The sequence below is a fragment of the Methylobacterium sp. 001424705 genome (genome assembly GCF_059816145.1).
In genome coordinates this window covers 46,737-71,604 of record NZ_JCBANU010000015.1, presented here as the reverse complement: position 1 = coordinate 71,604, position 24,868 = coordinate 46,737, and the positions used below count along the sequence as shown (strand labels likewise).

The following is a 24,868-nucleotide window of genomic DNA, read 5'->3' as shown; positions in this document are numbered from 1 at the left end:
GCCGGGCAAGGGCCCTGTCTCGTCGGACGCCCGGCGGCAGCGGAATGGCGCGCTCGATCCTCCGACGCTCCCGTTACTCCGAAGCTCCTGGCCGCGGTCCCCCCGGGATTCGCACCGCGTCCAGGCCGCGCCGGCGACGAGGACGGTTCGCAATGCCGCGGGATCGATCCGGAATTTCGCAGTGCTCGGGGGTGCCCAGTGTTTGCCCGTAGCCTTTCCACGCCGGACGAAATGTCCGGTTTTCGACATTTCCCAATACCCGATTGAAGACTTCACATTCGACCGCTAACATTTACAAAATTAAGATCTACGTAAGTGCTGTCATCGGCCGGAACACGTGGGTGAAAACTGCATGACCCGGACGGACAATTCGCCCCCACGTTTGCCCAATCCCTTCACGCGAAAGCTCGAAAGCTTCGTGGAATTATCGGAGGCAGACCGGGCGATTCTGGAGCGGATCAGCGCGGAGCGGCGCAGCCTCGAAGCGCACACGCCCCTGGTGCGCGAGGGTGACAAGCCGGACGGTCTCTGGCTGATCCTGGACGGGATGGCGTGCCGACAGAAGGCGCGGGCGAGCGGCCGCCGTCAGATCCTGGCGTTCCTGCTGCCCGGCGACCTCTGCGCGCTGGATGTCTCCCTCCTGGAGCGGATGGACCACAGCATCGTCACCCTGTCGCCCTGCAAGGCGGTTCACCTCGCAGCCGAGACCGTCGCGGAGATCCTGGACACCGTCCCGGCCTTGGCCTGCGCCCTGAGCCTCAGCAGGCTCGTGGACGAGGCGACCCTGCGCGAGTGGATGGTCAATCTCGGCTGCCAGCCGGGCGTGAAGCGGATCGCCCACCTCTTCTGCGAACTCTATGTCCGCCAGCAGCGGGTGGGGCGGACGACCGGGACCAGCTGCGCGCTGCCCGTGACCCAGGCGGATCTCGCGGACGCGACCGGCCTCTCGAACGTCCACGTCAACCGGGTGCTGCAGGATCTGCGCGGCAATGGGCGCATCGGACTCCGGGACCGGCGCCTCACCATTCCCGACCTCGCCGCCCTGTCCGCCTTCGCCGAGTTCGACGCCGCCTACCTGCGCATGGACGCGGAGGCGGAGACGCGCGCCATCCGGCGGATTCCGGCCCATTGCCTCAACGCCATGGCCGCCCATGGCCTCGGCGCGCGGGCCCCGCATTCGAATTGACGGGAACCGACCGCGCGCGAAGGCTTAGGGCAGCCGGGACGTTTCGGAATGTCGAGGGGGAGTGCTTGGCGCGCCCACGGGGAATCGAACCCCGGTCTGATCCGTGAGAGGGACCTGTCCTAACCGCTAGACGATGGGCGCGGACCGGAGGGAGGCACTCGGTGATCGCTGCGGCGATCCGTGCTTCCCGGCCGATGGGCGATCGTATAGCGAGGGTCGCGCGGCACGACAAGGGCTGAAATCGCCCGGTCGGCCCGCACGCGACATTTTTAAATCGAAGGATGGCCCCTTGCCGGGACTCGAAGACCGCCGCGCGACGCTTCCCGAGGACGCCGCGACGGAGCGCCTGGACCGGGCCCTGGCCCGGGCCTTTCCCGATGTCTCGCGCTCGCGCCTGCAGGATCTCATCCGCGCCGGGCAGGTGTGCCGGGACGGCGCCGTCAGCCGCGACCCCTCCGCGAAGGTCGGCCCCGGGGCCGAGCTCGCCGTGGTGATCCCGGCGGCGGTGGCGCCGGAACCCGTGGCGCAGGCCCTCGACCTCGCCATCGTGTACGAGGACGACGACCTCATCGTCATCGACAAGCCGGCCGGCCTCGTCGTCCACCCGGCGCCGGGCCACGAGTCGGGGACCCTGGTGAACGGCCTCATCGCCCATTGCGGCGAGAGCCTGTCGGGGATCGGCGGCGTGCGCCGGCCGGGCATCGTCCACCGCATCGACAAGGACACCAGCGGCCTGCTGGTGGTGGCCAAGAACGATCTGGCCCATGCGGGGCTCACGGCGCAGTTCGCCGACCACGGCCGCACCGGCCCGCTGGAGCGGGCCTACCTCGCCCTGGCCTGGGGCGTGCCCGAGCCCCGGGCCGGGACCATCGCGGCGAACCTCGCCCGCAGCGTGCGCAACCGGGAGAAGATCGCGGTGGTGCGCGGGGAGGGCGGCCGGCACGCCATCACGCATTACCGGGTCGAGGCGGTGCTGGGGGCCGAGGCGCCGGTGGCGCTGGTGCGCTGCTCGCTGGAGACGGGGCGCACGCATCAGATCCGCGTGCATCTCAGCCATCGCGGCCACCCCCTGCTGGGCGACGCGGTCTATGGCGGGGCCTTCAAGACCAAGGCAGGCCGGCTCGGCCCGGCGGCGCGCGCCGCCCTCGGCACCCTGGGCCGGCAGGCGCTGCACGCCAGCGTCCTGGGCTTTGCCCATCCGCGCACGGGCGACACCCTGCATTTCGAGAGCCCGCTGCCCGCGGACCTCCAGGCCCTCGTCACCGCGCTGCGGGCCGGGGCGTAGCGCCGCAGACACAGTCAAGACTGCGCGAGACCGCGCGGGCGTGCGCCAGGACACGGCGGGCTGCGGCCATTCGTGTCATCAGAGACCCAAGCGGGATCCCGTGCGTTGATGCCGGACGCGTCCCACGCGCCGCCTTTCCGTTCCCGCCGGTTTCCCGCTAGACTTGGGGAATCGAACGGTCGGCTCAAGGGAGCGGCGGTTCGCTTCGGACCGCCCTCAGGGGGTCCTTTCAAGGAGGTAAGATCATGGCCGGCGCATTGCCAGTGCTCGCCACCGAAGGTGGCCTCTCACGCTACCTCGACGAGATCCGCAAGTTCCCGATGCTCGAGCCGAACGAGGAGTTCACGCTCGCCAAGGACTGGCGCGAGAAGGGCGACCGCAACGCCGCCCATCGGCTCGTCACGTCCCACCTGCGTCTCGTCGCCAAGATCGCCATGGGCTATCGCGGCTACGGCCTGCCCATCGGCGAGGTCGTGTCCGAGGGCAATGTCGGCCTGATGCAGGCGGTCAAGCGCTTCGAGCCGGACAAGGGCTTCCGGCTGGCCACCTACGCCATGTGGTGGATCAAGGCGGCGATCCAGGAATACATCCTGCGCTCGTGGTCGCTCGTGAAGATGGGCACCACCGCCAACCAGAAGAAGTTGTTCTTCAACCTGCGCAAGGCCAAGGGCCGGATCTCGGCCCTCGACGAGGGCGACCTCAAGCCGGACCAGGTCGCCCAGATCGCCACCAAGCTCGGCGTGCCCGAGCAAGAGGTGGTCGACATGAACCGCCGCCTCTCGGGCGATACCTCCCTCAACGCGCCCCTGCGCGAGGAGGGCGAGGGCGAGTGGCAGGACTGGCTGGTGGACAACAGCCCGAGCCAGGAGACCGTGCTCGCCCGCGAGGAAGAGGGGCAGAACCGCCTCTCGGCCCTGCGCGACGCGCTCTCGGTGCTCAATCCGCGCGAGCGGCGCATCTTCGAGGCACGCCGCCTCGCCGACGACCCGATCACCCTGGAGGATCTCTCCGGCGAGTTCGGCGTCTCGCGCGAGCGCGTCCGTCAGATCGAGGTCCGCGCCTTCGAGAAGATCCAGGAGGCGGTCAAGCGCAACCTCGCCACCCGCGAGGCCCCGCGCGTCGAGGCTCACGCCTGAGTTCTTGAGACCGCCTTCGCCGACAGGAGAACGGCCCCCCGGACATCGTGCCGGGGGGCCGTTTTGCGTTCCGGGCCCGATGCGCGGTCGCTGACGAGAGCTTCCGCGCGCGTGACCCGCGGCGCGAAACGCCCTAGCGCCACTGATCGAAGGCGCCTTGCAGGACCTGGGTTCCGGCGGTGCCCTTCTCGAAGGCGATGATCCCGCGGGGGCCGGCGGCGAACTTCAGCGTGATGTCGAACCAGTTCTTGTGCAGCAGGATGTCGGTGTTGCGCTCGATGTCGTTCGGCAGCGACGAAAGCCCGATGAGGAACAGGTTTTCGCGGACCCGCACCGGCAGGCCAGCCACGGGGGAGCCGCGGGCGCCTTCGTCGTCCTTGCCCTGGAGCAGGCCGATATCCTGGACGTTGTGGCGGGCGGCCGTGGGGCCGCTCGGCGTGAAGGCGAGCTCGATGGTGTGCGAGGCCGGGAGGGTCGCGTCGAGGTTGCGGCGCACGGTCATCGCGAGGGTCAGCCCGGCCTCCGGGAAGTCGGCCGTGGCCCGCACGACGGTCTCCAGCTGCTGGCCCTGCTCGCCCGGGACGGTGTCGAGGCGCCAGACCACCCGGCCCTGGGTGGTGGTGGGCGTGGCGTTGGCGCCGCCGCCCATGTTCTCCTCGTAGAGCACCGCGCGCTGGGTGACCGCGAGGTCCGGCTGGGCCTGGGTCGGGGCGGCCGGCGTCGAGGACGGCGTCGGCGCGGGCGTGGCACGCCGGGCCGGCGCGGCGCGCTCGGCCGGCGCGGCGTCGCCGCCGACCCGGTCGGCGAACTTCGAATCGGCGCCCTCCGGGGCCGCGTCCTGCTGCTCGGTGGCGATCGGTTGAAGGTCGGCCGGCCTGTCGCGCAGGAGGAAGGCGGCCACCGCGATCAGCCCGATCACCGCGATCAGGATGCTGCCGACGAGCACGTTGCGCAGGAGGCGCGAGCGCCCGTGCCGCGGCCCGACCACCTCGATGCGCGGACGCTGGCGCTGGCCGCCATCCGGGGGCGGCACGTCGCTGCCGTCCTCCTGCGGGGGCGGGGTCGGCGCGGACGCCTCGTCCGCCCCCTCGGCGGCCATGAAGGGCGGGCTCTTCGCCTTGCGGGCCTGGATGCGGACCGGCGGCGGGATCGTGTCGGCGCCGCCCTCGGCCGACGGACCGGCGCCGTCGCGCGGCGTCGGCGGCGAAACGGCGATCGGCTGCACCGGCTCAGGCGCCGGCGGAACGGGCGCCGGCGGACCCGGCTCGGGCTGGGCCGACACGGGCGGTCCGGCGGCCGGCACGCCGAGATTCGGCGGCGGCGCGGGCGGCAGGGTCGCCTCCGGCGGAACCGGCTCGGACCCAGACGGCTCGGGCGGGAGCGGCTCGGGCAGATCGGTGAGATCGTTGGCCGGGGGAGGCGGCCGGAGGGGGTCCGGCTCGGGGGCGGGCAGATCGGGCGCCGGCGCCGGCTCGGGCGGCGACGGGGCGACGCCCCCGTGGTCGCGCTCCAGGCGCAGGATGGCGGCCTCAAGGGCGTTGCGCTCGAGGTCGATGTCGTCCTCGGACAGGGGCGGATCGAGGGAGCGGAGCTGACCGATCAGCGCACCCCGCGCGCGCTCGTAGACGGCCTGGCGCAGGGCCGGGGAGCGGTCGGGCATCGCGTCGAGCGCCCGTGCCAGCAGGGGATAATAGTCGGCCATCGTGCCTCAGATCCGCCTTCTCACCGGCGGCCGACCCGCCGCCTCGTCCCGCCGTCCCGCGGACAGGCGGAGCCGGCCGACCACCGCGGGTCCGTCAGGGGCATCATCCCCGCGCGGCCGCGCGCCCATCAAGCGGAAACCGCCCTAGTCCTCAAAGGGGTTGTGCATGAGAATGGTGTCGTTGCGCTCCGGGGAGGTCGAGAGCAACGCCACCGGTGCGCCGATCAACTCCTCGATCCGGCGCACGTACTTGATCGCCTGGGCCGGCAGGTCGGCCCAGGAGCGGGCCCCGGCCGTGGTGCCTGACCAGCCCTCGATGGTCTCGTAGATCGGCTCCACCTTGGCCTGCGCCGCCTGATTGGCGGGGAGGTGGTCCACCACCTGTCCGTCGAGGCGGTAGCCGGTGCAGACCTTGATCGACTCGAAGCCGTCGAGGATGTCGAGCTTGGTCAGGGCGATGCCGTCGATGCCCGAGGTGCGGACGGTCTGGCGCACCAGCACGGCGTCGAACCAGCCGCAGCGGCGCTTGCGCCCGGTGTTGACGCCGAACTCGCGGCCCTTGGCGCCGATGGTTTCGCCGATCTCGTCGAACAGCTCGGTGGGGAACGGACCCTCGCCGACCCGGGTGGTGTAGGCCTTGGCGATGCCGAGCACGTAGCCGATGGCCGAGGGGCCCATGCCGGAGCCGGTGGCGGCCTGCGCGGCCACGATGTTCGAGGAGGTCACAAACGGATAGGTGCCGTGGTCGACGTCGAGCAGCGCGCCCTGCGCGCCCTCGAACAGGATGCGCTTGCCGGCGCGGCGCTCGTCGTCGAGGAGCTTCCAGACCGTGTCGGCATAGGGCAGGATCGTCGGGGCGATCGCCTTCAGCTCGGAGAGCAGGGCGCCCGCGTCCACCTCGGCGATGCCGAGGCCCCGGCGCAGGGCGTTGTGATGGGTGAGCACCCGCTCGATCTTCGCCTCGAGGGTCGACTCGTCGGCGAGGTCGACGACTCGGATGGCCCGGCGGCCGACTTTGTCCTCGTAGGCCGGGCCGATGCCGCGCTTCGTCGTGCCGATCTTGAGCCCGGCGTTCGACGTCTCGCGAAAGTGGTCGAGCTCGCGGTGCAGCGGGAGGATCAGGGTCGCGTTGTCGGCGATGCGCAGGGTCCGGGGCGAGATCTCGACGCCCTGGGCCTGAAGCCGGGCGATCTCGTCCACGAGGTGCCACGGATCGACCACGACGCCGTTGCCGATCACCGACAGCTTGCCGCCCCGCACCACGCCCGACGGCAGCAGCGCGAGCTTGTACGTCACCCCGTCGATCACGAGCGTGTGGCCGGCATTGTGGCCGCCCTGGAAGCGGACCACGACGTCGGCCTGCTCGGAGAGCCAGTCGACGATCTTGCCCTTGCCTTCGTCACCCCACTGGGCGCCTACGACGACGACGTTTGCCATTCACTGAAGACCTGTGCCGTAACCCGCGCGAAAGCGGTCCGGCCTGACGGTCGGACCGCTTTCGCTGTCCTCGGGTCTTTCCGCGATCCGTGCGCGGAAATCAAGCAAGGGGCCGGTTCGCCGCCCGATGAGCAGGTATGTCGCCCAGTCGGCCTCCCCGCCGAGCGGGAGGTCTAGCGGGCCTCGGTCCCGGGCTGGCGGCCGGGCAGGTCGCCGGGCTTGATCACCGGCATCGAGCCGGGGTTCGGGTCGGGCGGGGTCACCACCATGCCGGGGGCCGCATTGCCCGGCGGCTTGATGACGCCATCGCTCTTCTCGAGCCTGTCGCTCAGCGTGCCCTTGTCGGCGGAGGTGCCCTGGTCGGCCGTTCCCTCGGAGGGACGGATCTTGTCGGGAATGGTCTGGTTCGGCGGCGGCAAGGCCGGATCGGTGTCCCGGCCTTTCAGTGGCGCGTCGGGGGACTGCGCGAAGGCCGTGCCGGCGATCAGGCCGAAGCCGACCGCGAGGGTGAGGATCGAGCGCATAGGGTCTCCCTGTCTCGGATGCGGGGTTTCAGGGAGAACAGGCCGGGCGCCGAAGCGTTCCTGCCCCATCGGTCCCGTGATGGGACGATGGTCCTGGGATGGCTTCAGGCGAGGGCTTCGGGCGAGGGCTTCGGGAAGGGGCTTGTGCCGCGGATTTCTCCCTCGCCCCTCTGCGGGGGAGGGTGGTCTTGCAGCGACCGGGAGAGGGGCGCGCCGCATCCGAAGAGGTCTCCCCCTCTTCTGACCCGCTTCGCGGGCCACTCTCTCCCGCACAGGCGAGAGGAAGATACTCGGTCGGTCTTCGTTTGAGTCCGCAGCCCTCTGCTTTCGCCCGGATCGACCGGACAGGTCTCACGCGCTTTCGCACGTCCTGTCCGTGCGCCTCAAACGCTCTCGCGCGCCATGCCGATGTAGAGTTCGCGCAGGCGCCGGGTGTGCGGGCCGGGGCGGCCCTCACCAACGGCGTGGCCGTCGATGGAGACCACCGGCATCACGAAGGCCGAGGCGCTGGTGTAGAAGGCCTCGGACGCCGCCAGGGCCTCGGCGACGCTGAACAGGCGCTCCTCGAGGGCGAGGCCGGACTCCTCGGCGAGGCGTAGCACTGCCTTGCGGGTGATGCCGGGCAGGAGCGCCGTGGAGAGTGGCCGCGTGACGAGGGCGCCGCCTTTCGTGACGATGAACGCGGTCGAAGACGACCCCTCGGTGACCGCGTCGTCCTCGACCATCCAGGCCTCGGCGACGCCGGCGGCGGCGGCCTGCTGCTTGGCCAGCACCTGGGCCAGGAGGGCCACCGACTTGATGTCCCGGCGCTTCCAGCGCAGGTCCGGCACGGTGATGATCTTGGCGCCGGTCTCGGCGAGCGGGTTGGCCGCCACGGTCTTGGCCTGGGTGAACATCATCACCGTGGGCGCGGTGCCGACGGGGGGATAGGCGAAATCGCGCTCGTACACGCCGCGCGTGACCTGCATGTAGACCAGTCCCTCAGTCAGCCCGTTGCGGGCGATGAGCGCGGTCTGCAGGCCGATCCACTCGGCCAGGCTGTGCGGGTTGGCGATGTCGATCTCGCCCAGCGAGCGGTCGAGGCGGGCCAGATGCGCCTCGTTGTCCACGAGGCGACCGTCGAGCACCGCCGAGACCTCGTAGATCCCGTCGGCGAAGAGGAAGCCCCGGTCCATGATCGGCACGCGCGCCTCGGCGAAGGGCAGGAAGTCGCCGTTCAGGTAGACGATGCGGGCCTGGGACACGGGGTTACCTCTTCGGTCCGGGTGGGGCGGGTCGGGGCAAGCAGGATTCGTGCGGAGCTCAGCTTGCGCCGAACACCCGGGCGAAGATCGTGTCCACGTGCTTGAAGTGGTAGCCGAGATCGAAGCACTCCTCGATCTGCTCCGGGCTCAGAGCCGCGGTGACGTCGGCATCGGCCTTGAGGAGCGTGAGGAAGTCGCCCTCGCCGCGCCAGACCGGCATCGCGTTGCGCTGGACCAGGCGGTAGGCGTCCTCGCGGGAGACGCCGGCCTGGGTCAGGGCCAGCAGCACCCGCTGCGAGTGGACGAGGCCGCCGAGCTTGTCGAGATTGCGCTGCATGGTCTCGGGGTAGATCAGCAGCTTGTCGATGACGCCGGTGAGACGCGCCAGCGCGAAGTCGAGGGTGACGGTGGCGTCCGGCCCGATCATGCGCTCCACCGAGGAATGCGAGATGTCGCGCTCGTGCCAGAGGGCGACGTTCTCCATGGCGGGCAGGGCGTAGGCGCGCACCATGCGGGCGAGACCCGTGAGGTTCTCGGTGAGCACGGGGTTGCGCTTGTGCGGCATGGCCGAGGAGCCCTTCTGCCCTTCCGAGAAGAACTCCTCCGCTTCCAGCACCTCCGTGCGCTGCAGGTGGCGGACCTCGATGGAGAGGCGCTCCACCGAAGAGGCGACCACGCCCAGGATGGCGAAGAACATCGCGTGGCGGTCGCGCGGGATGACCTGGGTCGAGACCGGCTCCGGCGTCAGGCCCATGGCCTCGGCGACGTAGGCCTCAACCCGCGGATCGATGTTGGCGAAGGTGCCGACGGCGCCCGAGATGGCGCAGGTGGCGATTTCCTCCCGCGCGGCAACGAGGCGGGCGCGGTTGCGCTCGAACTCCGCGTAGGCTTGCGCCAGCTTCAGGCCGAAGGTGACCGGCTCGGCGTGGATGCCGTGCGAGCGGCCGATGGTCGGCGTCATCCTGTGCTCGAGGGCCCGGCGCTTGAGGGCGGCGAGCAGGGCGTCGACATCCTTGATCAGCAGGTCGGCGGCGCGCACGAGCTGGACGTTGAGGCAGGTGTCGAGCACGTCCGACGAGGTCATGCCCTGGTGGACGAAGCGCGCCTCGGGGCCGACGATCTCGGCCAGGTGCGTCAGGAACGCGATGACGTCGTGCTTGGTCACCGCCTCGATGGCGTCGATGCGGGCCACGTCGAAGACCGCGTCGCGGCCCTTCTCCCAGATCGCGTCGGCGGCCTGCTTCGGGACGACGCCGATCTCGGCCAGCGCGGTCGTCGCGTGGGCCTCGATCTCGAACCAGATCCGGAAACGCGATTCGGGCGACCAGATCGCGGTCATCTCGGGGCGGCTGTAGCGGGGGATCATGCGGGCGCCTCGGTCAACGCGTCGGAAAAAGGGGCAACGGGATCAGGCGCGCCTAGCATGGGCGGCGACCGCGCTCAACGCGGCCCCCCCGGCGGCCGCCGACGCCGTCCCGCGCGAAGCGCAGCGCATCGGAGCGTCACGGCCGCCGCAGACACGAGCCACGGCCCGGCGACGCTGGCGCAGAACCCTGCCGATGCCCCCGATCCGGTCGCGGCACGCGTCCGACGCCCCTTAAGACCGTGGCAGAAAAGGAACAGCCCTGTCGGATCAGCCGTTTTCGGAGTCGTTCCAAGTTTCCGAACCGCGCAGGGATTGCGCAGTGCGAAGAGGATGTTGCCGCTTTGTTTCCAGGGGTTCTAAGAACGATTGAAAAAGATGAACCCTTCATCGGGGGCCATCGCCTCTTGCTTGAAAAATAGGCTCGCCCCAAGGGACAAAGACGCCCTGCAACTGCTTAATGGGCGAACTCTCAAGCACAGATGAACTACAGGCGGGCGATAAACCGATGAGCACGACAGCAGGATTACGACTGATCGCACCCCTCCTGTGCGGAACGGCCCTCACGGCCATCGCCCAGGCCCAGCCAGTCGGGCCGCGCGACGGAACGACCGTCACCCTGGATCAGCTCAGCGTCGAGGGCCTGCCGGGCAACACGGTCGGCTACGTCACCCGCGCCACCCGCAGCGCGACCAAGACCGACACGCCGCTCCTCGACACCCCGCAATCGATCACGGTGGTAAGCCGCCAGCAGATCCGGGACCAGAACGTCCAGAACCTTACCGAGCAGCTGCGCTACGTGCCGGGCGTGATTCCGGCCCAGGGCGAGAACAACCGCGACGAGGTCGTCATCCGCGGCCAGAAGACCAACGCGGACTTTTTCGTCAACGGCGTGCGCGACGACGTCCAGTACTTCCGCGACCTGTACAACATCGAGCGGATCGAGGTGCTCAAGGGCCCGGATTCGCTGATCTTCGGGCGCGGCGGCGGCGGCGGCGTGATCAACCGCGTCCTCAAGGAGGCCGACGGCCTGCGGGTGCGCGAGATCGTGGCCGGCGGCGGTCAGTTCAACCAGAAGCGCGTGGCGCTCGATGTCGGCGACCGCATCAGCGACAGCGTGTTCTTCCGCCTCAACGGCGTGTTCGAGGACAGCGAGACCTACCGGCAATTCGGGAAGCTGCAGCGCTACGGCATCAATCCGACGATGACCTTCCTGCTCGGCCCGGCCACCACGCTGAAGCTCTCCTACGAGTTCTTCCACGACGACCGCTTCCCGGATCGCGGCATCCCCTCGCAGAACGGCCGGCCGTACAACTACCGCAACAACACCCGCACCTTCTTCGGCAACCCGACCGTGAACCGGACGGCGGTCGATGCCAACATCGCCACGGCGACCCTCGATCACACGTTCGAGTCCGGCGTGCAGATGCGCAATCAGCTGCGCTTCGCCGACTACAACCGCTTCTACTCGAATTCCCTGCCGGCCGCGCCGGTCAACGCCGCCGGCACGCAGGTGCCGATCACGATCTACCGCAGCGAGACCAACCGGACCAACTACTTCAGCCAGAACGACTTCACCTACAAGTTCCTCACCGGCGACGTGAAGCACACGCTGCTCGCCGGTTTCGAGCTCGGCTACCAGGAAGGCCTCGCCTTCCGGGAGACGGGCTTCTCCCGGGTGGGCGACAGCCTCGTCACCAGCGTGGTTGTGAACCCGATGTCGCCGATCTCCAGGGCACCGGTGACCTTCCGCAACAACGGCACCACGGACGCCAACGTTCGCTACGACCTCGGCCTGGCCGCGGCCTATGCCCAGGACCAGATCGACCTCAACGAGTACGTCCAGATCGTCGGCGGCCTGCGCTACGACTATTTCGACTTCTCCGCGCGGGGCCGGGCCACGGGCCTGACCAACGAGCGCGTCGACAACCTCGTCTCGCCCCGCGCCGGCCTCGTGATCAAGCCGCTGGCGAACCTCGCCTTCTACGGCAGCTACAGCGTGTCCTACCTGCCGTCCTCGGGCGACCAGATCGGCGCGTTCACGCCCGGCCTCGTCATCGCCAGGCCGGAGGGTTTCCAGAACCTCGAAGTGGGCGTGAAATACGACGTGACGCCGACCTTCCAGGTCACCGGTGCCCTGTACAATCTCGACCGCACCAACCAGCGGCTGCCCGACCCGAACAATGCGGGCTTCTTCCTCCTGTCGGGCAGGACCAACACGCAAGGCGCCGAGATCGGCGCCAACGGCTACCTCACCGATTGGTGGCAGATCGCCGGCGGCTACGCCTTCACCGATGCCCGCATCGAAAGTGCCGTCTCGTCCACCATCGTGAAGGGCAACACCGTCGGGCTGGTGCCGTTCAACAGCGTCTCCCTCTGGAACAAATTCGACCTCACGCCCGAATTCGGCATCGGCATCGGGGTGATCCACCAGACCCACACCTTCGCCACCTCGGACGACACCGTGCGTCTGCCGAGCTACACGCGCTTCGATTTGGGGCTGTTCTACCAGGTCAGCGAGTCGATCCGGGCCCAGGTGAACATCGAGAACCTGTTCGACCGGCGCTACATCTACACCGCCGACAACAACCAGAACCTCACGCCGGGCGCGCCACGCACGATCCGGGCGCAGATCATCGCCAAGTTCTGAGGGTCACGCGCGGCGGGTGGCGCTACTCCACCCGCTGCCAGCCGTGGCCCATCAGGCGCTCCTGCGGCGTGAAGCGGGCCTTGTAGTCCATCTTGCGCGAGCCCTCGACCCAGTAGCCGAGATAGAGGTAGGGCAGGCCGAGATCGGCGGCGCGGCGGATGTGGTCGAGGATCATGTAGGTGCCGAGCGAGCGGTGCGCCTCGGCCGGATCGTAGAACGAGTAGACCATCGACAGGCCGTCCGCGAGAACGTCGGTCAGGCAGAGGGCGACGGTGGGTCCGGTGCCGCGCCCGTTGATCGCGGTGTCGGGCCCGCGCCGGCGATAGTTCACCAGGTGGGTGTCGACGTGGCTGTCCTCGATCATCATGGCGTAGTCGAGCACGGTCATGTCGACCATGCCGCCGTCGCCGTGGCGGGCATCGAGGTAGCGCCGGAACAGGGCGTACTGCTCCGAAGCGGGACGGTTGGGCTCGGGATTGCCCACGAGGTCGGCACTGCGCTGGAGGATGCGGCGCTGGCTGGCCGAGGGACGGAAATCGGAGACCACCACCCGCACCGAGATGCAGGCCCGGCAGGATTCGCAGGCCGGCCGGTAGGCGATGGTCTGCGAGCGGCGGAAGCCCCCCTGCGTCAGGATCTCGTTGAGGTCGCGGGCGCGGCGCCCCACCAGGTGGGTGAAGACCTTCCGCTCCTCCTGGCCCGGCAGGTAGGGGCACGGGGAGGGCGCCGTCAGGTAGAATTGCGGGGTGTCCCGGGAATGGCTCGTCACGCTTGTCTGTCGCTCGCCGCGTGCCGGGTGCGCACCGCGCACCCCGAGACTTGAGTGTATCCGCAACGCGGGCCGGCTCAACTCCCTGGGAGGGTTCCGCGACGATTTCGTGCGAAACCGGGATCGTGCTGTCCGGCCGAGAGCCGCCGCGTCGTCGAAGACGTGCGTCGACGCGACGCCGGAGGCGACCGCGTCAGCCGGCCCGCACCACCGCGAGGCCGAGGATCAGGTCGTGACCGAGGCGGCGATCGGCCCGCACCAGGCCGATGCCGACATCCAGCACCCAGAGCAGGAAGGCCGAGGCCACGGCCACGTAGAACAGCAGCGCGTGGATCGCGGCGGTGAGGTAGTCCACGCGCGCGCCGCTCTCCGGCGCGACGACGCGCAGGCCCATCATCCGCATGCCCCAGGTGCTCTGGGCCGGGCCGCCGACCGTGATCGCGCTGTAGAGGATGCCGCTCGCCGGCAGGATCGCGAACAGGGTCCAGCCCAGCCCGAAGGTAAGGACGCCGATCACCGTGATCAGCAGGGTGAGGAGGGCGGTGAATCCGAAGATGAACAGGATGTCGAGGAGATAAGCGAGGAAGCGCGCGCCCAGGCTGCCCCGGACATAGGGCACCGGGACCTGGGGGGCGTAGCCGGTCTGAAAGCGATCGGCGTAGGGGCTTTGCGTCTCGCGCATGGGGCGCTCCTGAATCGCGCTCGCGGACTGAGCGGCGGCGTTCTGAGGCGAGAGATGGGCGTGCGCCCCAGGAGACTCAAGGACAGGAGACTCAAGGACATGAAACTCACGGACGAGAGACGCTAGGACGAAACTCGGGCATGCGCCGCGAGATCACCGCGGCCCCGCGGTCTCACGGGGGCGGGCGGCCGGCCGGCACCGGCTGGCCGCCCGGGTCCGCGTCTGCGGCCTCGGGGGTCTCGAGATAGTAGTGGCGCAACAGGAACAGGCGCGCCCCGTTGACCGGTCCGGCCTCGGTAGCGAGGCCGAGGAGTTCCGCACCGGGACCGAAACGGCAGGTGACCCAGCGCTGACGCGCGGCCTGGCCGGGCCGCCCCGCCACCGCGTAGTCGACCCGGAGCTCGTCCGGCGTCGCGCCCGCGCCGATGCGCAGGAGCTTCACCGCGGTCTCGGGGGGCGCGAGCGCGGGCACGACCCGCCGGCAGATCATGGCGCGCTGACGATCGACCGAACTCTCGCAGCCGGCGAGGCCGAGGAGGGCGACGCCGGCAGCGAGCGCGATGCGGAGCCCGCGCGCGGCCGGTCCGGGGCTCACGCGCCGGCGCGCAGCCGCTCGGCGACCCGCAGGGCATAGTAGGTGAGCACGCCGTCGGCGCCCGCGCGCTTGAAGGCCAGCAGGCTCTCGACCATGGCGCGCTCGCCGTCGAGCCAGCCGTTGCGGGCGGCGGCCTCGATCATCGCGTACTCGCCCGAGACCTGATAGGCGAAGGTCGGCACGGCGAATTCGTCCTTCACCCGGCGGATGATGTCGAGATAGGGCAGGCCGGGCTTCACCATCACCGAATCGGCGCCCTCCGCGATGTCGAGGGCGACCTCCCGGATGGCCTCGTCGGAATTGCCCGGGTCCATCTGGTAGGTGCGCTTGTCGCCGACCAGGGCCGCCTGGGTGCCGATGGCGTCCCGGAACGGGCCGTAGAAGGCGCTGGCGTACTTGGCCGCGTAGGCCATGATCTGAACGTCGCGAAACCCGGCCCGGTCGAGGCCGGCCCGGATCGCGCCGACGCGCCCATCCATCATGTCGGAGGGCGCGATGATGTCGGTGCCGGCTTCGGCCTGGATCAGGCTCTGCTCGACCAGGAGAGCCACGGTCTCGTCGTTGAGGATGGCGCCGTCCTCCAGCAGGCCGTCATGGCCGTGGCTGGTATAGGGATCGAGGGCGACGTCGGTCATGATCCCGAGCTCGGGCACCGCCCGCTTCACCGCCCGCACCGCCCGGCAGACGAGGTTGTCGGGGTTGAGCGATTCCGAACCGGTGGGATCGCGCAGGCTGGGCTCGGTGTAGGGAAAGAACGAGATCGCCGGGATGCCCGCGCGGGCGGCCTTCTCGGCGTCCCGCACGATCTCGTCGACGCTGAGGCGCTCGACGCCCGGCATCGACGCGATGGGCTCGCGCCGGCCCGACCCCTCGATCACGAAGAGCGGCCAGATCAGGTCATCGACCGTGAGGGTATTCTCGCGCACGAGGCGGCGCGACCATTCGGCCTTGCGGTTTCGGCGCGGGCGCTGGGTGATGCCGAGCGGGGCCGGGCGAGCGGCCTCCTGGGCCGTCTCGACCGCCAGGGGACGCGGGGTCGCTGGTTCGTTGGTCATCGTGGGCGAACTCGATGGTTTTCGCCCCGGGCCGTGACCGGGAGCGGCCTTGGCCGGGGCGGGCGAGCACGGGCCTAACACATCCGGAAAAGCCTCCGAAACCCGTGATGCCGACGCAGGGATGGCTGGTCTTCGTCCACGGCAGGCCTGCGCCACGCGCACAGCGCAAGGGCCTCCGGAAACGCCCCTCCGATTGACGCCAAGCGCCAAAACCTCGTCTAAGCAGGCGATCCAGGCGGGAGGACTCATCCCTGGCGGGAGGACCCATGGCGGAGACGGGCGAAGCGGAGATCCTGTTGGAGCGGCGCGGGGCGGTGGGCCTCGTGACGTTGAACCGGCCGCGCGCCCTGAATGCCCTGTCCCTGGCGATGCTCGGGGCGATGCAGGCGCAGCTGGACATCTGGGCCGGCGACGCGGCGGTGACGCGGGTGGTGCTGCGCGGCCGGGGCGGGCGCGCCTTCTGCGCCGGCGGGGACATCCGCCAGATCTACGCCCTCGCCAAGGCCGGCGCGCCCGCGTCGGTCGATGCCTTCTGGCGCGCCGAGTACGGCCTCGACGCCACCGTGAAGCGGTTCGCCAAACCTGTGATCAGCCTAATCGAGGGCCTGGTCATGGGCGGCGGCAACGGCCTCTCCGTCCATGGCAGCCATCGGGTCTCGTCGGAAAGCTACAGCTTCGCCATGCCGGAAGTCGGGATCGGCCTGTTTCCCGATGTCGGCATGACCTTCGTGCTGCCGCGCCTGCCGGGATCTACGGGAACCTACCTCGCCCTGACCGGCGCCCGCATCGGACCGGGCGACGCCCACGCGGTGGGTCTGGCCACCCACCACGCCGCGGCGGGGGATTTCGACGGGATCGTCGACGATCTGGCCTCCGGCGCGCCGATCGCGGCGGTGCTCGGCGCCCATGCGCGGCCGGTGCCCGAGCCCGGGCCCCTGGTCGCGGCACGGGCCTGCATCGACGCGTGCTTCTGCGCCGACACCGTCGCGGAGATCCTGGCGCGCCTCGATGCGGACGGCGCACCCTTCGCCACCGAGGCCGCCGCCCTGATGCGCACGCGCTCGCCCACCAGCCTGGTTCTGGTGCGCGAGCAGATGCGCCGCGGCGCGGGCCTGAGCTTTCCCGAGGCGATGCTCACGGAATACCGGATGGTCAGCGCCCTGATGCGCGGCCACGACTTCTTCGAGGGCGTGCGCGCGGCCGTCATCGACAAGGACGGCGCGCCCGCCTGGGATCCCGCCACCCTGGACGCCGTCGACCCCGCGACGATCGCCGCGGCCTTCGCAGCCACGGGCGGGCCGGAGCCGTCCTTCACCGGATCGTCCGAGTCATGAGAAGAGGTCCGGCGTGCGCGGATTGACCAAGGTCCCCGGCTCCCGCGAAATCCGCGGACGCAATCAGGACGGGGGTGCCGACCGGATCGAGCGTGCGCCCCAGGTGCCGCAGACCGGCTGGGACGTGGTGCTGGTCTGGTTCATGCGCCTCACCGCCCTGTTCTGGCTCGCGAAGGCCGTCGCCACCTGGGCCGGCATCCTCGACATCCTGCCCGGCGGACGCCCCTTCGAATCGGAGACGCTCGGGCGCCAGAGCGTGATCGTCTACTTCGCGGTGATCGATCCGATGGCCGCGGTGGGCCTCTGGCTCACCAGCGCCTGGGGCGGTGTGGTCTGGCTGCTGGCCGCCACCAGCGCGCTCACCCTGGCGGTCCTGACCCCGCAGCTCCTGCCAATAGCGCCCGTCTACCTGGCAATACAGGCCGGGATTATTGCGTTGTATTTTATCTTGTCTTTCCTGGCGGCGCGGGAAATCCGGTAAACGTCGGGTTACGACGTTCGCTTCATCTTGCATTTACCCAGAGAGGTAAATCGCAAATTCATCCTATCGCTTAAACCGTCTTTCATCTGCGACTCCTAGGTTGGCTTCATGAGCGGTGGCGAAGAACACCGGCCCTGAAGCACAGAGATCTGAAGAGGCCCACGATGAAGTCCCAGGCTGCCAAGGTTAGCAAGACCGAAACCGCTCCCGAGACCGTCCCGGCCCACGGCTCGTATCTTGAGGCTCTGCACCTCGTCGAGCGCCTGCACCGCCGCCTCCTCGACGTGATCAAGGACGAGTTCGAGCGTCGCGACCGCGAGGACGTCAACAGCGTCCAGGCGCTGCTGCTCTACAATATCGGCGACAAGGAACTCACCGCGAGCGAGCTGCGCACCAAGGGCTACTATCTGGGCTCGAACGTCTCCTACAACGTCAAGAAGCTCGTCGAGGCCGGCTACCTGCACCACGCCCGGTCGAAGACCGACCGCCGCTCGGTCCGCATCAGCCTCACCGACAAGGGCCGTCAGGTCCACGACATCATCCAGAGCCTCTACGACAAGCACGCCCGCACCATCCAGCCGATCGGCGGCATCTCGGACGACGATTTCGGCCGCCTCAACACGGCGCTCAGCCGCCTGGAGCGCTTCTGGACCGACCAGATCCGCTACCGCCTCTAGGACCGGATCGCGGGCGATCGCGGCACCGCGCAAGCCCGGCTCGCCGGGCTTGTTCGCGTTCCGGGGCCCCGGTGACGGCGTCCCGCTCCGTCAGGAACCCGCGTGCTCGGCCGATTCCTCGCCCGCCGGCTTGCCGTCGTCCCGGGCGCGGTGGAGCATGAAGATGGCGAACACCATCGTGAGGATCAAGCCGGCGAGAACGCCGAGCTCGATCATCGAGGCCTGGAACAGCGCCTGCTTCTCCGGCGACCAGTCCTTGGCGTGGGTGATCTCCGACGATTGCAGGGTGATGACGAGGACCCGTCGGATCGAGGCGATGAGGCCGACGATGAGGAAGGGCTCGCAGGTCAGCTTGCCCGAGCGCATCGAAACCCGCACCGTGTGCAGGATCTCGATCAGCATCAGCAGGAACAGCAGCCGGTCGACCACCTCCAGGATCTGATCGGCCCCGCCCAGGTGGCGCACGGCTTCCCAGGTCAGCGCGGTGGCGTCGATCAGGGCGACGAGGGCGGTCAGGGCGAGGAGGATTCCGAGCGCCGCGTAGATCGCGTGCTCGGTGTGCAGGAAGACGAAGCTCGCCGCACGCGTGAGCCGGCCCTGATCGTCCCGGTCGTCGGACATGACGCGCTCCTCCTCTGTCGGGTCGATCAGACAGGATCGGCGGGCGGGCGTCCAGTGCGGCCACGCTTCGAGAGCGTGCCGGCCGGAGCGCCCGGGCCGGGCGACGCGATCACGACCGCGTCAGCCCCGGACGAGGATCGGCCGAAGGGGCCCGCGATCGGTCACAGCATGTCCTCGACCCGGATCGGCAGGGACCGGATCCGGCGGCCCGTGGCGTGGAACACCGCGTTGGCGATCGCGGCGTTGACGCCGATGATCCCGAGCTCCCCGAGGCCCTTGAGGCCGAGGGGATTCACGCCGTCGTCCGGGTCCGGCACGAGCAGGGCCTCGACCTCCGGCGCGTCCGCGGCGGTGGCGACGAGGTACTCGGCCAAATCCGCGTTGCGGTAATGGCCGCGGTCGAGGATCGTCTCCTCCAAAAGCGCTGAGCCGAGCCCCCAGATCATCCCGCCGGTGAGCTGACTCCGGGCGGTCAACGGGTTGAGGACGCGGCCGGCCGCGAAGGCGCCGAGGAGGCGCGGCACCCGGATCTCACCGGTCTCGTCGTGAATCAGCACCCGCGCGAACTGGGCGCCGAAGGCCCAGGACACGGCCTTGCCGCCGGCGCCTGTCCCGAGGGCTATCCGGCCCGATCCGATCGCCTCCAGGGCCTCCGGCCCCGACCCCTCGGGGGTGAAGGCCGCCACCGTCTCGATCCCGTTCGGGTCGAGGCCCGCGACGAGCGCCGCCAGCGGACAGGTCCGCCCGTCCGGGGCGACGAGATCGCCCGCATGCGGGCGCAGCGTGGCGGGATCGGCTCCGGCCAGGGGACCGGAACTGATGGCGGCCCGCGCCAGGCGGGCCCGGAGGGTCTCGCAGCCCTGTGCCAGGGTGTGGAGCAGGCTGGTCGTGGTGGAGGAGCCGCCCGAGAGCCCAGCCGCCGGCAGCGCCGTATCGCCCAGGGAGACCGTGACGGCCTCGGGCGTGGTCCCGAGCCACTCGGCGGCCCCGAGGGCGAGCAGCGTCGTGATCCCGTTGCCGATCTCGTGATGGGCGGTGGCGACGGTGGCGCGGCCATCGGCCCCGAGGTGGATCCGCATCGTGGCGGGGGAAATCTTCACCGGCCGGGCCGAGGCGGCGCAACCGAGCCCGATCCGCCAGGGGCCGTCGCGCATCCGCCCCGGTTCCGGATCGCGCGTCGCCCAGCCGAAGGCCTCCGCGCCGGCCTCGAAGCAGGCCATCAGCGGGCGCGAGGAGAACGGCTTCCCGGAGATCGGGTCGGCGGCCGTGTCGTTGCGACGGCGCAGGGCGATCGGGTCGATCCCGAGGGCGACCGCCATCTCGTCGACGGCGCTCTCCAGGGCGAAGAGGTAGGGCACCTCGGGCGGCGCCCGCATCGGCCCGGGGGTGTTGCGGTCGACCCGCACGGCGCGCTCGTCGGTGCGGACGGCCGGGCAGGCATAGAGGCTCGCGGTGACGTCGGTGCCCTCCATGGCGAAGGGATCGAAGCGCGAGGCGATGACCGCCGCCTCGTGCACGAGGGCGGTGAAGCGCCCGTCGGCGCTCGCCCCGAGGCGGATATCGTGCCGGCTTTCCGGACGGTAGTTGGCGATGGTGAAGCCATCCCGGCGGCTCGCGACCAGGGATACCGGCCGCCCGAGGGCGCGGGCCGCCAGGGCGACCGGGGCCGTGTACTGCGCCAGGGCGAGCTTCGCGCCGAAATGGCCGCCGATCAGGCCCGAGACCACCCGGATGTCGCCCGGATCGAGGCCGAGCTGCGCGGCGAGCCCGTGCCGGACCGCGCCGACGTAGCGCGACGGCTCGTGGACCGTGAGGCGCGGGCCGTCCCAGGTGCAGGTGGTGGTGAACAGTTCGATCGGGTTGTGGTGCTGGATCGGCGTCGCGTAGCGGGCGGACACGGCGACGTCGGCCCGCGCCAGGGCGTCGTCGGCGTCGCCGATCCGGGGGTCGTGGTGCTCCGGCTTCAGGTCGGCGAGGCACACGACCTCGGCCCCGGGCGCGTCGAATCCGTCGGCGAAGGCCTCGGCCGCGTAGTGCACCCGCGTGCGGGCTGCCGCCGCGCGGGCCGCCTCGACGGTCTCCGCCACCACCAGGGCGACGATCTGACCGGCATACGCGACCGCGTCCGATCCCAGCGGCAGGTGCCCGCTGTTGGCGTAGCCCCCGGCCATCAGGTGCTTCACCGGCCGGATCGCGCCAGCGAAATCCCGATGGGTGAAGATGCGCAGGCACCCCGGGACCGCCTGCGCGGCGGCGAGGTCGAAGCCGGTGATCCGTCCGCGCGGGATGGTGCTGGTGACCAGGGCGGCGTGGGCGAGACCCGGCAGGCGGGTGTCGGAGGCGTAGACCGCCGTACCCGTGACCTTGGCGGCGCCCTCGACGCGGGGATGGGGATGACCCAGCCAGGCGGGGGGATCGCGCAGATCGGTCGGTCTCGCCATCGGGCTCTCCTCGCCTCACGGCAGGGGTAACCGCCGTTCCGGGCCGGCCGATCCGGGCGCGACCGCGAGTCGCTCGTGTGTCCCCGTCGCGTCGCGAGGACAGGCCCTCAGCCCAGGAAGGGACGCAGGTGGTCCAGCACCAGGTCCGGTGCCTCCTCCTGCAGCAGGTGTCCGCAGGGGAGGGCGTGCCCCTCCACCCGGTCGGCCGTCTCGCGCCAGGTGGCGGCGACGTCGTAGAGTTCGCCGACCGTGCCCTGCGCCCCCCAGAGGGCGAGGAGCGGCGCGGTGACCCGGCGTCCGGCGGCGGCGTCGGCGGCATCGTGGTCGAGGTCGATCCCGGCCGCGGCGCGGTAATCCTCGCAGATCGCATGGAGGCTGCCGGGCGCGCGGTAGCAGCGCAGATATTCCCGGATCATCGCCTCGCTCGGGATCCCGGGCGTCCGGCTCTGGCCCGCGAGGTGATGGCGCAGATAGGCCTCCGGGTCGGCGCCGATCATCCGCTCGGGCAGGGGCGCCGGCTGGATCAGGAAGAACCACCAGAAGTACCGGGTCGCGAAGGCCCGGTCGGTGCGGGCGTACATCGTCAGCGTCGGGGCGATGTCGAGGACGGCGAGGCGGTCCACCGCGGCGGGGTGATCGAGGGCCAGGCGATGCGCGACGCGGCCGCCCCGATCGTGCCCGACGACCGCGAAGCGCTCGTAGCCGCAGGCGTGCATCAGCGCGACGGCATCGGCCGCCATGGCCCGCTTGGCGTAGGGGGCGTGATCGGCCGTCGAGTCCGGTCGATCCGAGTCGCCGTAGCCGCGCAGGTCGGGGGCGACCACCGGATGGCCGGCCTCCCGAAGCCGGGGCGCCACCGCGTGCCAGGTGGCGTGGGTCTGCGGATGACCGTGCAGGAGCAGCACCGGCAGACGCGGCCCGCCCGGGGACAGGGCGACCCGGAGACGCAGGTCGGGCAGCGTCGCGTCGGCGAGGTCGAAGCCCGACAGGAACGGACACGGCCCGCGGCTGAGGAGAGCGATCGGCGGCATGGTGTCCCCGGAAACGTCGCGGACAGGGTTCGACCGTCCCGGCGCCGTAGCTGTGCCGTCGGGGCCGGGCAGGGATTCGGCCCGCGGCGAGGATGGCACGGGCGGCGCGCGGCGGCGAGACTGCCGCGCCCGTGCCGGGCCGGCCATCGGGGGCGGCTGCGTCGGGGGGACCGCGCGTCTCAGCCCTTCCAGTTCTTCAAGGCCCCGAACGGGCTCAGCGCCGGGTCGGCCGCCGGCGGGTTCAGCACCGGCTCGACCTGCGCGATGGCGTCCGCCAGGGAGAAGGCCGAGCCGCTGGTCAGCTTGCCGCCGGCGGCATCCTTGTGGCCGCCGCCGCGAAAGCGCCGCGCGCCTTCCAGGGCGGTCTCGTTGTTGGAGCGGAAGGACATGGTTCCCGCCCGCTGCACGTTGAGCACGCGCTTGGCCCGGCCGCTCTCCATGATCAGGTCCGAGACCCGCTGGAAGGTGCCGGAATCGAGGCCGAAGGACATCAGCGTGCCGTCCGAGAGGGGATGGAACAGGTCCGAGCGGGCGAGCACCCGGGCGATGCGCATGCGGGTGGTGAGGGTGCGGTCGTCGCCTTCGTCCTCTGCGAGGTAGCCGTCGAGGATCGCCTTTCGCAGGACCGGCACCTGGCCCTCGATCACGGCCGGAGAGGCGCCCTCGCCAAGGAGGCGGGCCGCGCCGAGGAGGAGGTCGCCGACGAACCGGTCGTGCCAGGGATGCCCGATGGGCACGAGGTTCGAGACGTTGTCCCAGAACATCTCGTCGAGGCTCAGGCCGTTGCGGAAGGCCGGCCGGTCCTTGCGCCACAGATCGACGGCATCGACCGCCGTCACCAGGGCGCCGAGGATCGGATCCGCGCCGGTCTCGCGGGTCGCGTAGAGGACCCGGTGCTCGTAGGCCATGCGGGTGGCGCAGCAGGCCTCGTCGATGAGCACGACGATGTTCGGATCTTCCAGGTCAAAGCGCTGCAGACTCGGCGCCGCGGGATCGGCCTGCGGCGCGAGGCCCTGCTCGCGCAGCTGGTCGACCGAGGAGGCGTGGTGATCGAGGACGACGAGGCGGTGGCGCGCCGTCGGATCGCGGCGGCGGTTCAGGGCGGCGAAGTTGCGGATGAAGGTCACGGCCACCGCCTCGAGGCCGAGGTCGGTCATCACGATCATTTCCGGGGCGGACGCCTTGCCGAGGCGCTTCAGCTCGGTCTCGACCACCGGCCCGACATCGGAATAGCGCGGCACGTGCACGATGCGGGCGACCTCGGCGAACTGGCCGACCACCGTGGAGGCGCCGTAGCCGTCGAGGTCGTGGTGGGTGATCTGGGTGATGTTCAAGAACCTGTCCTCGGGCGAATCGCCAAGCGCGGGCTTCGGCTGTCCTGGGCGCCCTTATGCTGCACGCCCCGGTCCACGGCGAGCCCCCGCGCGGTGAGCCGCGGCGAGGCTGCGTCGGTTCCGCGGTGGATCGAGACCCGTCAGGGCTTGATTCCCGTGCCCGGACCGGGATTCTGCGAACAGACCACGAACACCAGCGACAGAACGATCGGAGGAACGTCCGCGATGGACCCGGACGATGCGGGCGCGATCCGCAAGATCATCCATATCGACATGGACGCCTTCTACGCCTCGGTGGAGCAGCGCGACGACCCGGCGTTGCGGGGCCGCCCGGTCGCGGTGGGCGGATCGCGCGAGCGCGGCGTGGTGGCGGCGGCGAGCTACGAGGCGCGGGCCTTCGGCGTCCGCTCGGCCATGCCCTCCGTCACGGCGCGCCGGCTCTGCCCCGACCTGGTCTTCGTCAAGCCGCGCTTCGAGGTCTACCGGGGGATCTCGGAGCAAATCCGGGCGGTCTTCGCCGAGCATACCGACCTGATCGAGCCCGTCGCCCTCGACGAGGCCTATCTCGACGTGACGGAGAATCGGCAGCGTCTGCCGACCGCCACCGCGGTGGCCCGCGCGATCCGGGCCTCGATCCGCGCGCAGACCGGCCTCGTGGCCTCGGCGGGCGTCTCCTACAACAAGTTCCTGGCCAAGGTGGCGTCCGACTTCCGCAAGCCCGACGCCCTGTTCGTGATCACCCCCGCCATGGGGCCGGCCTTCGTCGAGGACCTGCCGATCGGGCGCTTCCACGGGATCGGCCCCGTCACCGAAGCGCGGATGAAGGCGCTCGGCATCCTGACCGGACGCGACCTGCGCGCCCTCAGCCTGGAGACCCTGACGAAGCGGTTCGGCGCCTCGGCGCCCTACTATTATGGGGTGTCGCGGGGCATCGACGTCCGTCCGGTCCGGGCGAACCGGATTCGGAAATCCATCGGCGCCGAAAACACCTTCTCGGAGGACTCTGCCGATTACGGGGTGCTCGCGGGGCGCCTGGCGCCGATCCTCGACAAGGTCTGGGGCGCCGCCACCGCCAGGGAGGTCCGGGCCCGCACGGTGACGCTCAAGGTGAAGTTCGCGGATTTCGAGCAGATCACCCGGGCCCGCTCGCTGCCCGGCTTCGTCCCGGACCGCGCCGTCCTGGAGGAAACCGTTCTGGTCCTCCTGCGGGACCTGTTCCCCCTGCGGCGCAGCGTCCGCCTCCTCGGCGTCTCCCTCTCCGCCCTGGAACACGGCCCCGCGCCCGAGCCGCGCCAGCTCGGCCTCGGATTGTAATGGCGCG

Annotated in this window: 21 protein-coding genes and 1 tRNA gene; 8 read left to right on the top strand and 14 right to left on the bottom strand. The window is 70.5% G+C overall.

The window, feature by feature from the left end:
- Nucleotides 1-418 precede the first annotated feature (418 nt).
- Nucleotides 419-1,186, top strand: coding sequence for a Crp/Fnr family transcriptional regulator (locus tag AC6EUL_RS12950; protein ID WP_499870490.1), 768 nt, complete (start codon nt 419-421; stop codon nt 1,184-1,186).
- 66 nt (nt 1,187-1,252) lie between these two features.
- Here the strand turns inward: AC6EUL_RS12950 and AC6EUL_RS12945 are convergent.
- A tRNA-Glu gene (locus AC6EUL_RS12945) sits at nt 1,253-1,327 on the bottom strand.
- 148 nt (nt 1,328-1,475) lie between these two features.
- On the opposite strand from AC6EUL_RS12945, the gene AC6EUL_RS12940 reads away from it, so the two are divergent.
- Both AC6EUL_RS12940 and rpoH read left to right on the top strand, forming a co-directional pair.
- Nucleotides 1,476-2,471 (top strand): RluA family pseudouridine synthase, encoded by a 996-nt coding sequence (locus AC6EUL_RS12940; RefSeq protein ID WP_056380458.1) that lies wholly within the window; start codon nt 1,476-1,478, stop codon nt 2,469-2,471.
- 245 nt (nt 2,472-2,716) lie between these two features.
- Nucleotides 2,717-3,607 carry an RNA polymerase sigma factor RpoH gene (rpoH, locus tag AC6EUL_RS12935; RefSeq protein WP_056213706.1) on the top strand — a complete coding sequence of 297 codons (891 nt, stop codon included), beginning with the start codon at nt 2,717-2,719 and terminating at the stop codon, nt 3,605-3,607.
- 133 nt (nt 3,608-3,740) lie between these two features.
- Here the strand turns inward: rpoH and AC6EUL_RS12930 are convergent, their stop codons facing one another.
- The 5 genes from AC6EUL_RS12930 to purB form a co-directional block, all read right to left on the bottom strand.
- Nucleotides 3,741-5,309 carry a histidine kinase gene (locus AC6EUL_RS12930; RefSeq protein ID WP_499870488.1) on the bottom strand — a complete coding sequence of 523 codons (1,569 nt, stop codon included), beginning with the start codon at nt 5,307-5,309 and terminating at the stop codon, nt 3,741-3,743.
- 144 nt (nt 5,310-5,453) lie between these two features.
- On the bottom strand, nt 5,454-6,746 hold the full coding sequence (locus tag AC6EUL_RS12925; RefSeq protein WP_056213701.1) for an adenylosuccinate synthase: 1,293 nt from the start codon (nt 6,744-6,746) through the stop codon (nt 5,454-5,456).
- A 173-nt stretch (nt 6,747-6,919) separates the two neighbouring features.
- Nucleotides 6,920-7,270 carry a hypothetical protein gene (locus AC6EUL_RS12920; protein ID WP_056213699.1) on the bottom strand — a complete coding sequence of 117 codons (351 nt, stop codon included), beginning with the start codon at nt 7,268-7,270 and terminating at the stop codon, nt 6,920-6,922.
- Between the two features lie 383 nt (nt 7,271-7,653).
- Entirely contained in the window at nt 7,654-8,514 is an 861-nt protein-coding gene (locus tag AC6EUL_RS12915) for a D-amino-acid transaminase (RefSeq protein ID WP_499870485.1), read from the bottom strand.
- Nucleotides 8,515-8,572: 58 nt separating this feature from the next.
- Nucleotides 8,573-9,880, bottom strand: a complete 1,308-nt coding sequence (gene purB, locus AC6EUL_RS12910) for an adenylosuccinate lyase (protein ID WP_499870483.1) — start codon at nt 9,878-9,880, stop codon at nt 8,573-8,575.
- A 505-nt stretch (nt 9,881-10,385) separates the two neighbouring features.
- On the opposite strand from purB, the gene AC6EUL_RS12905 reads away from it, so the two are divergent.
- The gene (locus AC6EUL_RS12905; protein ID WP_499870481.1) at nt 10,386-12,527 is read left to right on the top strand and encodes a TonB-dependent receptor; all 2,142 of its coding nucleotides are present in this window, start codon (nt 10,386-10,388) and stop codon (nt 12,525-12,527) included.
- A 22-nt stretch (nt 12,528-12,549) separates the two neighbouring features.
- Here the strand turns inward: AC6EUL_RS12905 and AC6EUL_RS12900 are convergent, their stop codons facing one another.
- From AC6EUL_RS12900 to hemB, 4 genes are all read right to left on the bottom strand, one after another.
- Complete coding sequence (locus AC6EUL_RS12900; protein ID WP_499870479.1) at nt 12,550-13,296, bottom strand: arginyltransferase; 747 nt, start codon at nt 13,294-13,296, stop codon at nt 12,550-12,552.
- A gap of 193 nt (nt 13,297-13,489) precedes the next feature.
- Nucleotides 13,490-13,978 carry an RDD family protein gene (locus tag AC6EUL_RS12895; protein ID WP_056274637.1) on the bottom strand — a complete coding sequence of 163 codons (489 nt, stop codon included), beginning with the start codon at nt 13,976-13,978 and terminating at the stop codon, nt 13,490-13,492.
- 172 nt (nt 13,979-14,150) lie between these two features.
- Complete coding sequence (locus AC6EUL_RS12890; RefSeq protein ID WP_499870477.1) at nt 14,151-14,573, bottom strand: hypothetical protein; 423 nt, start codon at nt 14,571-14,573, stop codon at nt 14,151-14,153.
- Nucleotides 14,570-15,628 carry a porphobilinogen synthase gene (gene hemB, locus AC6EUL_RS12885; protein WP_056274641.1) on the bottom strand — a complete coding sequence of 353 codons (1,059 nt, stop codon included), beginning with the start codon at nt 15,626-15,628 and terminating at the stop codon, nt 14,570-14,572. The genes AC6EUL_RS12890 and hemB overlap by 4 nt, the downstream gene beginning before the upstream one ends.
- Before the next feature lie 266 nt (nt 15,629-15,894).
- On the opposite strand from hemB, the gene AC6EUL_RS12880 reads away from it, so the two are divergent.
- The 3 genes from AC6EUL_RS12880 to ldtR all read left to right on the top strand — a co-directional run bounded on the left by AC6EUL_RS12880 (nt 15,895) and on the right by ldtR (nt 18,120).
- Entirely contained in the window at nt 15,895-16,962 is a 1,068-nt protein-coding gene (locus AC6EUL_RS12880; RefSeq protein WP_499870476.1) for an enoyl-CoA hydratase/isomerase family protein, read from the top strand.
- Nucleotides 16,963-16,975: 13 nt separating this feature from the next.
- Complete coding sequence (locus tag AC6EUL_RS12875) at nt 16,976-17,443, top strand: DUF6163 family protein (protein WP_499870474.1); 468 nt, start codon at nt 16,976-16,978, stop codon at nt 17,441-17,443.
- 164 nt (nt 17,444-17,607) lie between these two features.
- The gene (gene ldtR, locus AC6EUL_RS12870) at nt 17,608-18,120 is read left to right on the top strand and encodes a transcriptional regulator LdtR (protein WP_056213676.1); all 513 of its coding nucleotides are present in this window, start codon (nt 17,608-17,610) and stop codon (nt 18,118-18,120) included.
- 90 nt (nt 18,121-18,210) lie between these two features.
- On the opposite strand, the gene AC6EUL_RS12865 is transcribed toward ldtR, so the two are convergent.
- The 4 genes from AC6EUL_RS12865 to AC6EUL_RS12850 all read right to left on the bottom strand — a co-directional run bounded on the left by AC6EUL_RS12865 (nt 18,211) and on the right by AC6EUL_RS12850 (nt 23,547).
- On the bottom strand, nt 18,211-18,741 hold the full coding sequence (locus AC6EUL_RS12865) for a phosphate-starvation-inducible PsiE family protein (RefSeq protein ID WP_056274646.1): 531 nt from the start codon (nt 18,739-18,741) through the stop codon (nt 18,211-18,213).
- 161 nt (nt 18,742-18,902) lie between these two features.
- The gene (locus AC6EUL_RS12860) at nt 18,903-21,182 is read right to left on the bottom strand and encodes a xanthine dehydrogenase family protein molybdopterin-binding subunit (RefSeq protein WP_499870471.1); all 2,280 of its coding nucleotides are present in this window, start codon (nt 21,180-21,182) and stop codon (nt 18,903-18,905) included.
- Nucleotides 21,183-21,289: 107 nt separating this feature from the next.
- Entirely contained in the window at nt 21,290-22,213 is a 924-nt protein-coding gene (locus tag AC6EUL_RS12855) for an alpha/beta fold hydrolase (protein ID WP_056495776.1), read from the bottom strand.
- A gap of 179 nt (nt 22,214-22,392) precedes the next feature.
- Nucleotides 22,393-23,547, bottom strand: a complete 1,155-nt coding sequence (locus AC6EUL_RS12850) for a dimethylmenaquinone methyltransferase (RefSeq protein ID WP_499870469.1) — start codon at nt 23,545-23,547, stop codon at nt 22,393-22,395.
- Nucleotides 23,548-23,772: 225 nt separating this feature from the next.
- Between AC6EUL_RS12850 and dinB the strand changes: the two genes are divergently transcribed.
- Nucleotides 23,773-24,861, top strand: a complete 1,089-nt coding sequence (dinB, locus tag AC6EUL_RS12845; RefSeq protein WP_056213667.1) for a DNA polymerase IV — start codon at nt 23,773-23,775, stop codon at nt 24,859-24,861.
- Nucleotides 24,862-24,868 lie beyond the last annotated feature (7 nt).

Coding starts and splice junctions, on each gene's coding strand:
- rpoH (WP_056213706.1), top strand. CDS start 2,717: ATGGCCGGCGCATTGCCAGTGCTCGCCACCGAAGGTGGCCTCTCACGC.
- AC6EUL_RS12930 (WP_499870488.1), bottom strand. CDS start 5,309: ATGGCCGACTATTATCCCCTGCTGGCACGGGCGCTCGACGCGATGCCC.
- AC6EUL_RS12925 (WP_056213701.1), bottom strand. CDS start 6,746: ATGGCAAACGTCGTCGTCGTAGGCGCCCAGTGGGGTGACGAAGGCAAG.
- AC6EUL_RS12920 (WP_056213699.1), bottom strand. CDS start 7,270: ATGCGCTCGATCCTCACCCTCGCGGTCGGCTTCGGCCTGATCGCCGGC.
- purB (WP_499870483.1), bottom strand. CDS start 9,880: ATGATCCCCCGCTACAGCCGCCCCGAGATGACCGCGATCTGGTCGCCC.
- AC6EUL_RS12905 (WP_499870481.1), top strand. CDS start 10,386: ATGAGCACGACAGCAGGATTACGACTGATCGCACCCCTCCTGTGCGGA.
- AC6EUL_RS12895 (WP_056274637.1), bottom strand. CDS start 13,978: ATGCGCGAGACGCAAAGCCCCTACGCCGATCGCTTTCAGACCGGCTAC.
- hemB (WP_056274641.1), bottom strand. CDS start 15,628: ATGACCAACGAACCAGCGACCCCGCGTCCCCTGGCGGTCGAGACGGCC.
- AC6EUL_RS12880 (WP_499870476.1), top strand. CDS start 15,895: ATGGCGGAGACGGGCGAAGCGGAGATCCTGTTGGAGCGGCGCGGGGCG.
- ldtR (WP_056213676.1), top strand. CDS start 17,608: ATGAAGTCCCAGGCTGCCAAGGTTAGCAAGACCGAAACCGCTCCCGAG.
- AC6EUL_RS12865 (WP_056274646.1), bottom strand. CDS start 18,741: ATGTCCGACGACCGGGACGATCAGGGCCGGCTCACGCGTGCGGCGAGC.
- AC6EUL_RS12860 (WP_499870471.1), bottom strand. CDS start 21,182: ATGGCGAGACCGACCGATCTGCGCGATCCCCCCGCCTGGCTGGGTCAT.
- AC6EUL_RS12855 (WP_056495776.1), bottom strand. CDS start 22,213: ATGCCGCCGATCGCTCTCCTCAGCCGCGGGCCGTGTCCGTTCCTGTCG.
- dinB (WP_056213667.1), top strand. CDS start 23,773: ATGGACCCGGACGATGCGGGCGCGATCCGCAAGATCATCCATATCGAC.